Source organism: Candidatus Corynebacterium faecigallinarum, assembly GCF_052264515.1.
GTDB classification, from domain to species: domain Bacteria; phylum Actinomycetota; class Actinomycetes; order Mycobacteriales; family Mycobacteriaceae; genus Corynebacterium; species Corynebacterium faecigallinarum.
This window is the reverse complement of record NZ_JBQQOC010000018.1, coordinates 19,307-32,419: the sequence shown is the minus strand read 5'-3', so window position 1 is coordinate 32,419 and position 13,113 is coordinate 19,307. Positions and strand designations below refer to the sequence as shown.

Annotated in this window: 10 protein-coding genes, 1 pseudogene and 1 riboswitch; of the genes and pseudogenes, 4 read left to right on the top strand and 7 right to left on the bottom strand. The window is 67.5% G+C overall.

All coding sequences use genetic code 11. From position 1 onward, the window contains the following. The first annotated feature begins 152 nt into the window (after positions 1–152). On the top strand, positions 153–1,196 hold the full coding sequence (locus ACTXPP_RS10155) for a 3-hydroxyisobutyryl-CoA hydrolase (RefSeq protein ID WP_301520241.1): 1,044 nt from the start codon (positions 153–155) through the stop codon (positions 1,194–1,196). Here ACTXPP_RS10155 and ACTXPP_RS10150 read toward each other — a convergent pair. The 3 genes from ACTXPP_RS10150 to ACTXPP_RS10140 all read right to left on the bottom strand — a co-directional run bounded on the left by ACTXPP_RS10150 (position 1,177) and on the right by ACTXPP_RS10140 (position 5,168). Next, positions 1,177–1,932, bottom strand: a complete 756-nt coding sequence (locus tag ACTXPP_RS10150) for a nicotinamide mononucleotide transporter family protein (protein WP_301498040.1) — start codon at positions 1,930–1,932, stop codon at positions 1,177–1,179. The genes ACTXPP_RS10155 and ACTXPP_RS10150 overlap by 20 nt on opposite strands. Before the next feature lie 9 nt (positions 1,933–1,941). After that, positions 1,942–2,073: riboswitch (FMN riboswitch) on the bottom strand. Between the two features lie 85 nt (positions 2,074–2,158). Further along, positions 2,159–2,803, bottom strand: coding sequence for a TetR/AcrR family transcriptional regulator (locus tag ACTXPP_RS10145; RefSeq protein ID WP_301520240.1), 645 nt, complete (start codon positions 2,801–2,803; stop codon positions 2,159–2,161). Continuing rightward, positions 2,796–5,168 carry an MMPL family transporter gene (locus tag ACTXPP_RS10140; protein WP_301520239.1) on the bottom strand — a complete coding sequence of 791 codons (2,373 nt, stop codon included), beginning with the start codon at positions 5,166–5,168 and terminating at the stop codon, positions 2,796–2,798. The genes ACTXPP_RS10145 and ACTXPP_RS10140 overlap by 8 nt, the downstream gene beginning before the upstream one ends. 164 nt (positions 5,169–5,332) lie before the next feature. On the opposite strand from ACTXPP_RS10140, the gene ACTXPP_RS10135 reads away from it, so the two are divergent. Then, a complete protein-coding gene (locus ACTXPP_RS10135; protein WP_443342026.1) occupies positions 5,333–6,109 on the top strand; it encodes a GAP family protein in 777 nt (258 codons plus the stop codon). Positions 6,110–6,116: 7 nt separating this feature from the next. Here ACTXPP_RS10135 and ACTXPP_RS10130 read toward each other — a convergent pair whose 3' ends face one another. From ACTXPP_RS10130 to ACTXPP_RS10120, 3 genes are all read right to left on the bottom strand, one after another. Continuing rightward, complete coding sequence (locus tag ACTXPP_RS10130) at positions 6,117–6,341, bottom strand: hypothetical protein (RefSeq protein WP_443342024.1); 225 nt, start codon at positions 6,339–6,341, stop codon at positions 6,117–6,119. Positions 6,342–6,563: 222 nt separating this feature from the next. After that, a complete protein-coding gene (locus tag ACTXPP_RS10125) occupies positions 6,564–7,349 on the bottom strand; it encodes a saccharopine dehydrogenase family protein (protein ID WP_443342022.1) in 786 nt (261 codons plus the stop codon). A gap of 54 nt (positions 7,350–7,403) precedes the next feature. Further along, the gene (locus ACTXPP_RS10120; protein WP_301520237.1) at positions 7,404–9,053 is read right to left on the bottom strand and encodes a peptide chain release factor 3; all 1,650 of its coding nucleotides are present in this window, start codon (positions 9,051–9,053) and stop codon (positions 7,404–7,406) included. A 183-nt stretch (positions 9,054–9,236) separates the two neighbouring features. Between ACTXPP_RS10120 and ACTXPP_RS10115 the strand changes: the two genes are divergently transcribed. Together ACTXPP_RS10115 and ACTXPP_RS10110 are read left to right on the top strand one after the other, a co-directional pair. Then, the gene (locus ACTXPP_RS10115; RefSeq protein WP_301494535.1) at positions 9,237–11,321 is read left to right on the top strand and encodes an aconitate hydratase; all 2,085 of its coding nucleotides are present in this window, start codon (positions 9,237–9,239) and stop codon (positions 11,319–11,321) included. Continuing rightward, a pseudogene (locus tag ACTXPP_RS10110) lies at positions 11,215–11,978 on the top strand (FAD-binding protein); the annotation flags it as partial. The gene ACTXPP_RS10115 and the pseudogene ACTXPP_RS10110, both read left to right, overlap by 107 nt. A 120-nt stretch (positions 11,979–12,098) precedes the next feature. Here the strand turns inward: ACTXPP_RS10110 and ACTXPP_RS10105 are convergent. Then, complete coding sequence (locus tag ACTXPP_RS10105) at positions 12,099–13,109, bottom strand: aldo/keto reductase (protein WP_301494531.1); 1,011 nt, start codon at positions 13,107–13,109, stop codon at positions 12,099–12,101. Between the last annotated feature and the right edge of the window lie 4 nt (positions 13,110–13,113).

The window sequence follows — 13,113 nt, the reverse complement described above, 5'->3', positions numbered from 1 at the left end:
TCAAAACTACAGTGACTCCAATCAGGCTTTGGTGTTCGGGATTCACCCGATTTTTCAGTCGGCCTCCGGGGTCGTTATCCGCCAGTCCCGGGCACCCCCGTAGCACGTGCTCCGGCGGCGGCAGTGAGGGGAGTCATGCCACCATGGGGAGCATGAACGACATCACATGTGAGCGCGTCAACAGCACCGGTGTCATCACGCTGGATCGTCCTAAGGCACTCAACGCCCTGAACCACGCCATGATCACCTCGATCGCCGAGGCGCTGGAGGTTTTCCGGGAGGACGCCGCGGTCGAGCAGGTCGTCCTGCGGTCGGCGGTGGAGAAGGCCTACTGCTCCGGCGGGGACGTGCGCTCGGTGCGGGAGACCGACCTCACCGGGGACTACGGCCCGGGCGACCGGTTCTTCGTCGAGGAGTACCAGATGAACCAGGCGCTGGCGGAGTTCCCCACGCCGACCGTCGCCCTCGTCAACGGCATCACCATGGGCGGGGGGCTGGGGGTCTCCGCCCACGCCGACCAGCGGGTGATCACCCCGCGGACCTGGCAGTCGATGCCGGAGATGGCGATCGGTTTCGTCACGGATGTCGGTATCTCCCACGTCTTCACCCATCTGCCGCACGTCCCGGAGGCCTCCCGCGCCGCGGTCGGACTGTTCCTCGCCACCACCGCCTACCGGATGACCACCGACGACCTGCTGTGGAGCGGACTGGCCACCCACCTGGTCGACGACATCGACGCCGTCGCCGACGCCCTGGAGGCGGGCGAACGGCTGGGCGACCCGGAGGTCGTCCCCGGCACCGCCGCCCATGACGAGGTCACCGGACGTTCCGAGCTGGCCCGGAACTTGAACTGGATCACCGAGACCTTCGGTGGGTCGGACTGGCGGGACATCGCCCAGCGGATCGAGACCTCCACCGGGGAGTTCGTCGATCAGGTCCGTGACCTGCTTGCTTCGGCGAACCCGCTGTCGCTGGTAGCCGCGGCAGTGCTACTGGATCACTCCTCGAGGTCGACGTTGCGCGAGGCGTTGGACGCCGAACTGGCGATCGGCAGTCTGCTGCGACGGCAGCCGAACTTCGCCGAGGGCGTGCGGGCAGTGCTCGTCGACAAGGACCGGGACGCACACTTCGTGCCGGCCAGCGTCGCCGAGGTCACCGATGAACAGGTCGCGGAGTTCAGGACTGCGCTGGACTGATCGTCTGGTCCTGGTTCCCCGGGACAGCCCGGATCTGCTCCCGCCGTTGCACCTTCAGCCACACCACGAAGCCCCAGAGGACGAAGGCACCGTAGACCAGGTACAGCACCGCACTGGGGTAGTAGCCCGCGCTCAGAAGCAGCGGCACCCCGACGATGTCCACGGCGATCCAGATCAGCCAGAACTCCGTCCAGCCCTTCGCCATGCCGTAGGTGGCCAGCATGGACCCGGTGAAGATCCAGGCGTCCGCCCACGGTCCCCAGGAGCCCAGCGCGCTGAACACCCAGGCGAAACCGCAGGTGCCGACGACGGCGACGACGAGCATGAACAGGCGTTCCCGGGGCGTGGCCCAGTGTGGCTGCACCGCCTCGTAGGTCTCGGCCGGCTCGCTGAGGATCGAGCGGGACGGATCGGTCTCCTCCGGCTCGCGGACTCCGCCGCGCTTGGCGCGGGACCACTGCCACCAGCCGTAGGTGCTGACGATGAGGAACATCACCTGCCGGCCGGCCTGACCGTAGAGGTCCAGGTCCTGCGGGGTGTGGAAGACACCGCCGAGGAACACGGTGAACAGCAGGATGTTGCCGACGATGCCGACCGGCCAGGCCCACACGACCCGGCGCATCCCGCCGATCGCGGAGGCGATGCCGAAGCCATTGCCGATGATCTCGCGCCAGAGGATCGGTGCGTCGCCGATCGTCCACTGGGCGTTGAGGAACGTGATGAGGACGTCCTGCATGCAGGTGTCCGCCTTTCTCTCCCATCCGGACTGTGACCGTCGGCTCCGGAATCACACCGGATCTGCTGACCCACCTGGTGGAGGTGGCGCTCGCGGGCTTTCACCGCCGGTGGGGAATTCCACCCCGCCCTGAGAATGCTTACGGCAGAAAAGTCTACACCCCGCCCGGTAGGGCGGGGTGCAGAGTGGGAATTCCGGCGAACCGGGGTGGGCGGGCCGTAGCCGGCTACGCCCCGAACCCGTCGCGCAGCAGGCGGAAACTCTCCTCGAGGATCTCCGACGGGCGGCGGTCGGTGGGGAGCAACGGGGCGCTGTCCCCGTAGCAACGCCGGTTCTCGCGCAGCAGGTTCTCCACAGCGAAGGAGCCGGCGACGATGGTGGAGACCATCATGAGCCCGGTGGCGTGGGGGCTCACCGTGCCGTCGCAGCGCCGATGGAGCGCCTCGACGAGGCCCTCCGCCACGAGCTTCACCTGGTCGCGTTCCTTCGGCCCGGTGAGGTAGCTCAGGTGCTCGCCGACGACCATCAGGCTGAGCAGACCACCGCTGTCGCGGATGTCGTCGGCGTTGACCCGCTCGGCGATCAGTCGTTGCATGATGTGCACCGCGGACTCGTCCGCCGGTGCCGCCTCGACCTGTTCGCGCCAGTCGCGGATGGTGTCCTCGACGAAGAACAGCAGGGCGTCCTCACGCCGCGGGAAGTAGTTGTGGAACGTCCGCGGCGACACGCCGGCCTGCTCCGCGATGGCGGCGACGGTCATGCCGTCGGAACCCTCACGGTGCAGCAGCCCGGCGGCCGCACGGGCCAGGGCCCTGCGGGTCTCCAGCTTCTTCTGCTCGCGCAGCGAAGGGGCCTGGTCGTGGTCAGCCATTGCTCGGGGCGGTCTCGACGGCCTTCTTCTCGTCCGTGGTGGCCTCCATGCCCTCGAGGGTGGTGCCCTCCACGTCGACGGACGGGATGATCTTGTCCAGCCATGCCGGCAGCTTCCAGGCGCGGTCGCCGAGCAGGAACAGGACGGCCGGGACGATGGTCATGCGCACCACGAAGGCGTCGATCAGCACGGCCATGGCCAGGGCGGAGCCCATCACGGCGATGAACGGCTCGTCCATCAGGATGAAGGCGGAGAACACCGAGATCATGATCAGTGCGGCGGCGGTCACCACGCGGGCACCGTGCTTGAATCCGTTGGAGACGGCGTTGCCGGCGGTCTTGCCGTGGACGTAGCCCTCGCGCATGCGGGTCACCAGGAACACCTGGTAGTCCATGGCCAGGCCGAAGACGATACCGATGAGCATGATCGGCAGGAAGGAGATGATCGGCTGCGGGTCGTTGGTGATGCCCAGCCAGCCCCACTGCCAGACCGCGACGGTGACACCGAAGGTGGCGGCGACCGACAGGGCGAAGCCCAGGGCGGCGATCAGCGGGACCCACAGGGAGCGGAAGACCACGACCAGCAGGACGAAGGCCAGCACCACGACGATGGCGACGTAGGGGATGAGCACCTCGGAGAGGCGGTCGGAGACGTCCTCGAAGATCGGGGTCACACCGGTGATGGAGTAGGTGCCACCGGTCTGGTCCTTGAAGGCAGGCTCGGCATCGCGCAGGGACTGCAGGGTGTCTGCGGTGAGGGCGTCGTTGCCACCGGTGGTCGGGGTGATCATGACCATGGCGGCGGTGCCGTCCTCGCTCATGCCGGCGACCTGGGCGTTCTCGACACCGTCGACGCCGCTGATGGTGGCGACGGCCTCCCCGAAGGTGGCCTGGGCGGCCATCGGGTCATCCCCGGAGTCCTTGACCACGGCGATCATCGGGGCATTGCGACCGGGGCCGAAGTCCTCGTTGACCCACTCGGCGGCGTTGCGTTGCGGGCTGCCGAGCTTGGCGGAGTCGTCGGTGGGCATGGCCAGCTGCAGGCTGGCCACCGGGATGGCCAGCAGGACCAGCAGAAGCGCGGAGGCGGCGGCGAAGATCACCGGGCGCTTGCGCACCTGGCGGACCCACTTCAGGCCCATGGTGGGCTTCTCGTCCTCGGGGTCCGGGGCCTTGACCACCGGGGCGCGTCCGGCGAAGGACCGGGCGCCGAAGGCGCCGAGGACGGCCGGCAGCAGGGTGATCGCCACGAGGACGGCGATGACCACGGTGAAGGCGGCGGCCAGGGCCATGGCGGTGAGGAAGGGGATGTTGATGATCGACAGGGCGGCCAGTGCGATGACCACCGTCAGGCCGGCGAAGCAGACCGCCGAACCGGCCTTGCCCACGGCGAGTCCGGCCAGGTGGGCGCGTTCGGCGTGGGTCGTCTTCTTGACCGCCTCGGCCAGTTCCTTCGGCGTCATGTTGTTGCCGCCGGCGAACGCCACCAGTTCATTCCTGAACCGGGAGACGATGAACAGGGCGTAGTCGATGCCCACGGCCAGGCCGATCATGGAGGCCAGGGTCGGGGTCATGCTGTTGATGTTGTCGGTCAGGGCCGTGGCGGCCATGATCAGCATGATGCCGGTGCCGACACCGACGATGGCGGTGATCAGCGGCAGGCCGGCGGCGACGAAGGAGCCGAAGGTGATGATCAGGATGATGGCGGCGACGGCGATACCGATCAGCTCGGCGGTGGCGCCGATCTCCGGCATCTGGAAGACGTTGCCGCCGTAGGCGATCTCGAGGTTCTCGGTCGCGGCGTCGTCGAGCACGTCGGTGACGGCGGTGACGTCATCGGTGGAGACGTCCATCGAGGTGTCGCCCTCGAAGGTGATCGTCATCGTGCCGGTGCGGCCGTTCTCGCTGAGCGGGGAGAGGGCCTGCAGATCCGCCTGGATCTGCTCCTCGGGCATCCCCTGCTCCTGCTTGGCGGGGGCCATCTGCTGCTCCATGCCGGCAGCGGCGGTCATCGGGTCGACGATCGCGTCGGTGTCGACGAGGGCGTCCTGCTCCTTGAGCTCGGCGATGAGCGCATCGAGGTCGGCCTTGGTGGCCTCGTCGGTCAGCGAGCCGCCCTCGGGGGCGCGCACCACGATGGTGCCGGTGGGGGCCTCCATGTCGTCCCCGCCTTCGGGGAAGAGCTCTGCCATCTCCTCCTGGGTCTCGACGGATTCGAGCCCGGGGATGGTGAAGGTCATCGAGGTGGACTTCGCCATCGTCGACATCAGGGTGCCGGCACCGATGAGCACCAGCAGCCAGACGGCGATGAATCGCCACCTGTTCATGTATGCGGATCGTCCGACCCGGTAGAGGAATTTAGCCATGCGGCCGATTATTGCACGCGCTGTGCAATGTTTCACAATGACTGCATATATATATTTCATGCATCACAATCGGGTCTCCGTATGGCGTCGGTCACTGACCGGGGTCGTGGAAAGTCCCCGTGTAGGATGTCCCGGGTGACTGATTACCCACCGGAGGTGCCGCCGTGCTGCATGCGCTGACGCTCGCGCTGGCGGACACCCTGAACTTCCTCCTCATCGGGGTGCTCATCGCCGTCGGCCTCGCCCAGACGACGAGGGAGAAGGGGGGACGCTACGGTGCGGTCGCCGGACTGCTCGTCTTCGGCGACTGGCTCGGGGTGCTGAGCCTGGCGCTGCTGACCCTGCTGGTGTTCGACGGGCTGGGCGACACCGTCGGCGCGCTCGTCGAGTCCCCGGTCTTCGCCCTGCTGCTGATCCTCACCGGTGTTCTGAGTGCGGTGCTCGCATGGCGTAGCGGGCGCCGCGTCCGCGACGGCGGCGCGCTGGGGGAGGACGGCACGGCCGCCGGGGACGGCGAGGACGGTGAGGACGGTGAGGACGGTGAGGGCGCTGCCGGTGCTGCGCCCGCCCAGGGCAACCCGCTGGTGCAGCGCATCATGGCGCCGTTGAAGAAGCCCAGCCCGGTCACCGTCGGTGTCGGCTTCGTCCTGGGCGTGGTGCAGTCGGCGACCTCGGTGCCCTTCTTCGCCGGGATCGCCGTGATCAGCGCCGGCGACTTCACCGTGGCGACCCGGTACCTCAGCATGATCGCCTATGCCTCGGTCGCGCTGAGCCTGCCGTTCCTCACGGCGTTGGCGATCGGGTACATCCGCTCCCACCCCTACAGCCGGATCGGCCGCGGCTTCGCCACGGTGCAGGACAATCAGGAGGCCGCGGCCCGGGTCGGCGGCTACATCGTCGCCGTCCTGCTCATCGGCCTCGGCCTGCTGCAGCTCCTGTAAGCGCCGTTCAGCTGAGGACCTCGAACGTCAGCCCCGCCGCGGTCAACCGGTCGATGAGGTTCTGCCCCATGGCCGTCGCGGTGGTGAGCTGGCCGGCGAGCTCCGGATTATGGTCGAATGCCAGGCACAGTGCGGACTCCGCCAGCATCTTGGCGGTCTCCGTGTAGCCCGGGTCCCCGCCGCTCACCCGGGTGTTGACGGTCTTGTCCGCGGCGGTGGCCACGAAGTCCACGGTGAACCAGGTCCGGTCCCGTCGCTCCTGGGAGGGGCCGTCACCCGCGGCGATCCGCTTGGCGATGGCACGGCGGACCGGAGGGATCTGGACGGCGGCAATGAGGAGCGGGAAGCCGATGATGGAGGCCGGGACCGCGAGGAACTTCTTCGCCCCCGCATTGTGGGAGTAGGTGAACTCCGGGCCGAAGTCCTCGATGTCCGGTACGGTGCGTGCCGACCTCTACACGATCTGACCGTCGATCGTCGGCAGGGGGATCAACCAGTTCTCCGTGACCGGATCCCGTCGCGGGCGCTCCGTCTTCAGCTTGGCCCGACGGTCCGTGGGGCGGGTCTCGATCTCATGGCGTTGCGACGACGCCTCCTTCAGGGGCCGCAGACGTGAGAACTGGTTCAGTGCGGAGTGCAGGGTGCCCGCGGACATGGTCGCGTTGGTCCGCACGACACCGCGCATCTCGATCGGGACGTCCCCGGGGAGCAGCCGGGCGGTGTACAGGGCCCCGAGATCGTGGGGGATGGAGTCGAAACCGCAGGCGTGGACGATCCTGGCCCCGGTCTTCCGCGCGGTGGCGTCGTTCTCCACGAACATCCGGTCGACGAACTCCGGTTCTCCCGTTAGGTCGACGTAGTCGGTCCCCTCCGCGGCACAGGCGGCGACGATGCCCGCCCCGTACTCCAGGTACGGACCCACCGTGGTGATGACGACCTTCGCCGAGCGCGCGACCTCGGCCAGCGAGCCGGGGTCCGTGGAGTCGGCGTGCAGCAGCCCGATCTCGGAGACGTCCGGGTTGATACCTGTCAGCCTGTCCCGGACCGCCTCGAGCTTGTCGCGGTTGCGTCCGGCCAGCGCCATCCTGCCGGAGCTGGGCAGGTGCTCGACCAGGTAGTCGGCGGTGAGACCGCCGGCGAAGCCGGTCGCGCCGAAGAGGACCACGTCGTACGGTCGTGCCGACTGTGCCGACTGTGCCGACTGTGCCGGGCCTGGATCGCTGTCTTGTATTCCGGTCATGGAGCCTTCCGGTGCGGTGAACGCACGAGTAGATGATGTGCAGCACCCGGAAGTCTAGTCGGCGACGAGGGGCTCCATGGTGAGTTCCGGGTGCTCCTTCTCCACGAAGGCGAGCTTCCACTTGTCACCGAACAGGGCGATCAGCTCGCCGTCGGAGCGGGTGAAGATCTCCACCCCGCGCTGGCGGCCCAGCTCGGGAGCGGACGCGGAGTCGGTGCGTCGGGCGACGGAGTAGGGGATCGGCTCGGTGACGGTCTCCACGTTGTACTCGACCTCCATCCGGGCCTGCATCACCTCGAACTGCATCGGGCCGACCGCGGCCATGACCGGGTTCGCGTCGCCACGGGCGTTGTTCTTCAGGATCTGCACGACACCCTCGGAGTCCAGCTGGTCCAGAGCCTTGCGGAACTGCTTGTACTTGCCGAGGGTCTTGGCCCGCAGCGTCCGGAAACTCTCCGGGGCGAACTGCGGCATCGGACGGAACTGGACCTTGCGTCCGGCGAAGATCGTGTCGCCGGGGGCCAGGGCGCCAGCGTTGACCAGGCCCACGATGTCGCCGGGGTAGGCGGCCTCGACCGTGTTGCGGTCACGTCCGAACACCGTCAAGGCGTACTTCGTGGAGAAGGAGCGTCCCGACTGGGCGTGGGTGACCTGCATGCCGCGGGTGAACTCGCCGGAGACCACGCGCATGAACGCCAGCTTGTCGCGGTGGTGGGTGTCCATACCGGCCTGCACCTTGAAGACCATGCCGGCGAAGTCGTCGCCGACCTCGCGCCGCTCGACGATCGCCGCCCCACCGGAGGACGCCGCAGCCGCGACGGCCTTCGGGTCCGATTCGCGCGCCTCCGGGTGCGGCGCCAGGGCACACAGGGTGTCGAGGATCTGGTGCACACCGAAGTTCAGCATCGCCGAGGCGAAGATCATCGGGGAGGTGGTGCACTCCAGGAACAGTTCCTGGTCATGCACCGCGCCGTCGGCGGCCAGCAGTTCGGCCTCCTCGGCGGCGGTGTCCCAGGCCTCGGCCTCCTTGTCGGACGCCTCGTCCGGGGGGTAGTGCTCCTCCGGGGCGATGGTGGAACCACCGGCGGTGCGCAGGAAGTGGATGTACTCGGCCACCTCACCGTCGTCGAGGCGGGCCAGACCACGGAAGTCGCCGGCCTCGCCCACCGGCCAGAACAGCGGGGTGGGCTGCAGGCCGATCTCGGTGACGATCTCGTCGACCAGCTCCAGCGGCTCCTTGCCGGGGCGGTCCCACTTGTTGACCACGGTGATGATCGGCAGGCCGCGGGCCTTGCACACCCGGAACAGCTTCAGGGTCTGCGGCTCCAGACCCTTCGCACCGTCGACCAGCATGACCGCGGCGTCCACCGCGGTGAGCACGCGGTAGGTGTCCTCGGAGAAGTCGGCGTGACCGGGGGTGTCGACGAGGTTGATCATGTACGGCTCACCGGTGTGGCCCTCGGGCGCGTACTCGAACTGCAGGGCGGAGGACGCCACGGAGATGCCGCGGTCCTTCTCCATGTCCATCCAGTCCGAGACGGTGGACTTACGTCCCGCCTTACCGTGGACGGCACCGGCCTCGGAGATGACCCGGGCGTGCAGCGCCAGGGCCTCGGTCAAGGTCGACTTACCGGCATCGGGGTGGGCGATGACGGCGAACGTACGGCGGCGGTGCGCCTCTGCGGTGATAGGGGAGTCTGACACGTCGGAACAGTCTACCTGCGTGCATACCGGCGGGGGAAAAGACCGTGACCGCGTAGCATGGAACCACGGTCTCAGGGCAGCGTGTGTGACGAACGCGCCAGGCCTGAGAGCCCGCTGACGACAGAATATCCGCAGAAATTCACAGCAATCCACAGAAATCCACAACTTTCTGGAGTGATAACCGTGACGACCGAGAAGACCGCAAAGATCGAGAACACAAGTACACGGAGAAATGTCGCGCAGAAGCTCATCGCCGACCACCTCGTCGACGGTGAGATGACACCGGGCAGTGAGATTGCCCTGACCGTCGACCAGACGCTCACCCAGGACGCCACCGGCACCATGGTGATGCTCGAGCTGGAGGCCATGGGGCTGGACCGGGTCAAGACCGAACTGTCGGTGCAGTATGTCGACCACAACCTGCTGCAGACCGACGAGAAGAACCCGGACGACCACGCCTTCCTCCAGTCGGCGGCGCAACGCTACGGGCTGTGGTTCTCCCGGGCAGGTAACGGTGTCTCACACCCGGTGCACCAGGCACACTTCGGTCGGCCCGGTGCGACGATGATCGGATCCGACTCGCACACCTGTGCCGCCGGTGCCCTGGGGATGCTGGCCATCGGTGTCGGTGGCCTCGAGGTCGCCATGGCGATGGCCGGTGAGCCCCTCTACGTGACCATGCCGGAGGTGTGGGGCGTGGAACTCACCGGTGAGCTCCCCGACTGGGTCTCCGCCAAGGACGTCGTGCTGGAGATGCTGCGCAGGCACGGGGTGAAGGGCGGGGTCGGCCGGATCATCGAGTACCACGGCCCGGGTCTGGAACAGTTGACGGCGATGGACCGGCACGTCATCGCGAACATGGGTGCCGAGCTCGGTGCAACCGCCAGTGTCTTCCCCGCCGACGACATCGCGCGTGACTACCTTGACGCCGTGGGACGCTCCGATGACTACACCAGGCTGGTCGCCGACGAGGGTGCAGAATACGACATCGCCGAGCACATCGATCTCGGCGAGCTCGAGCCCCTGATCGCCCGCCCGTCCTCGCCCGGCAATGTCGTGCCGGTGCGGGAGGTCCGGGACGAGGACGTCTCCCAGGTGGTGGTCGGGTCCTCGGCGAACCCCGGCCTGCGTGACTTCGCCGTCGTCGGCGAGATCCTCGACGGCAGGCAGACGGCCCGGGAGGTCTCGGTGGACATCAACCCGACGTCGCGGGAGGTGCTGGCCGACCTCATCGCAGGAGACTGGCTGACCTCACTGGTGACCGCCGGTGCGCGTATCCACCAGTCCGGCTGTATGGGCTGTATCGGGATGGGCCAGGCACCGGCCACTGGCCGGAACTCCCTGCGCACCATGCCGCGCAACTTCCCGGGCAGGTCGGGGACCGAGGAGGACTCGGTCTGGTTGTGCTCGCCGGAGACTGCGGCGGCTGCGGCGCTGACCGGTGAGATCACCGATCCACGCGAGCTGGAGTCGTTGTACGACATGACCTACCCCAGGCCGGAGATGCCGGAGAAGTTCAGCACCGTGGACGATATGCTGCTCGCCCCACTTGCCCCCGAGGAGGCGTCGAAGATCGAGCTGGACAAGGGGCCGAACATCTCCTCACTGCCGGACTTCGACCCCCTGGACGACCAACTGGATCTTCCGGTGGCTCTGGTCATGGACGACGATGTCTCCACCGACGAGATCATGCCGGCCGGTTCGCGCGTCCTGCCGTACCGCAGCAATATCCCGAAGATCTCGGAGTTCAGCTTCTCCCGTATCGACTCCACCTACTACGAGCGGACGGCGGACCTGGAGGGCGGCCATGTGGTCGTCGCCGGTGACAACTACGGGCAGGGGTCCTCGCGTGAGCATGCGGTGATCGCGCCACGCTACCTGGGGCTGCGCGCGGTGATCGCAAAGTCCTTCGCCCGTATCCACTGGCAGAATCTCGCCAACTTCGGGATTCTCCCACTCGAGTTCGACGACCCTGCCGCCCATGACCAGATATCGCAGGGCGACGAGGTCATCATCGACGGACTACGGGACGCCCTGCGCGGCGGAGACACGGTCCAGGCGACGATCGGCGGCCGGGACGTCCTGCTGCGACACCGCCTGTCCGACCGTCAGGTGGAGATGGTGATCGCCGGAGGGCGGATCCCGTACACGGCCGGGTCAGGAGATCGCGGTGGACGCCGGGGCGGCGACCGAACTACTGGACGAGGCCTGGTGGGGAGCGTCGGTGGCTCCGACGTCGAAACCCGGGGCGCTGTTCGTGCTCGGTGAGCGTTCGGTACCGCACGGCATCATCGTCGATGCGCAGGGCCGCCGCTTCGCCAATGAGTCGGAGTCCTATGTCGACCTGGGCCACCACATGCTGGAGCACGACAAGGACGGTGACTTCTGGCTGGTCACCGACAAGATCCATGCGTTGAAGTACCTGCGCAACTACATGCTCGACCCGTCCGGCGCGAAGGCGCTCAAGGCCGAGGGGGTGCTGCACAAGGAGGACACCATCGAGGAACTGGCGGTGAGCATCGGTGCGGACCCGGAGGTGCTGCGGGAGACCGTCGAGCGGTTCAACGGCTTCGCCCGCGCCGGGTGGACGGCGATTTCGGACGCGGCAACTCCGCCTACGACCGGTACTACTCCGACCCGAACGTGCACCCCAACCCGAACCTGGGCACGGTGGAGAAGAAGCCCTTCTCCGCGGTGAAGCTGGTCATCGGCGACCTCGGCACCAAGGGTGGTGTGGTCTGTGACGAGCACTCCCGGGCCCTGCGTGCCGATGGCAGTGTCATCGAGGGTCTGTATTCGGCGGGCAACAACTCTGCCGCCGTGATGGGACGGACCTACCCGGGGCCGGGGTCAACGATCGGCCCGGCGAGTGTCTTCGGGATGATCGCCGCCCGGCACATGGCCCGACAACAGGCCCGACACTAGACCAGCGTCGATCTCCCCACCGTTCCGGGTGCTAGGTGTAGTTCCCCGTGAGGTTGTGAACACGGCTATCGGAGGTGCGACCCCCTCAGCACGTGTTCACAACCTCACGGGGAACTACAGCTAGACCAGTGGCTTCTCCCATGCCCCGCGGACCTGCAGGTCCGCCGCTGCTGCCAGGTCCTCCAGTCGGGTGGTCTCGGCTTGGGTCAGACCCCCTGACTGCTCCGCCCGGGCAGCGCGTAGCTGCGACTCCACCTGCCGCGCCTTGGTCACCCCGATGATCGGGAGGGTACCCTTGCCCAGCGCCCACGCAGAGGCGACCTCGGCGACCGACAGGCCACCGTGGGCTTCCCCGATCTCCGACATGGCCGTGGTGAGAGTCTCTAGTTGCGGCAGGACGGCATTGTAGGTTGCCGCCCGGTCGCTGCCCTCCGGTAGCGGGTTCGCGGTGTTGTAGGCGCCGGTCAGTGCCCCCTGTTCCAGGACCATGTAGGAGTAGAAGTCCACGTTGGTGTCCAGGCAGTGCTGCAGGATCCCGGTGTCCTCGGAGTCACGGAACAGCAGACTGTAGTGGTTCTGCACCGCGGACAGCGGGATCCCTGCCTCGCCCAGGATCTCGGTCACCCGCTCGATCTGGGCCAGGCTGTGGTTCGACACACCGACCGTCCTGACCTTGCCCTGCTGAACCAGCGGGATGAGCTGCGGGGTCCACTTCTCGATGTCGTCCTGGTTGTGGATCCAGTACAGGTCCACGTGGTCGGTGCCGAGCCGCTGCAGGCTGGCGTCGAGCATGGTGGACATCGAGTTGTCGTACTGGTGGGCGATGCCCGGGGTGAACTTCGTGGATAGCTGGTAGGAGTCGCGGTCGTGGTCGGCGAGCAGTTCGCCGAGGATGCGTTCGGACTCGCCGAGGGCGTAGACCGGTGCGGTGTCCCACAGGGTCAGCCCATTCGCCATCGCGGCCTCGACGACGGGGCGCAGGTCGTCGGTGTCCAGGTGGTTGCCGAAGACAGTGTCACCACCGACCTTGCCGGACCCCCAGGACCAGGTGCCGAGGGCCACGGAGGGACGCGTGAACGGAGAGTCAGGTGAGTCAGGTGAGCCAGGGGAGTGCTGCGGTGCGGAGGTCATGCCC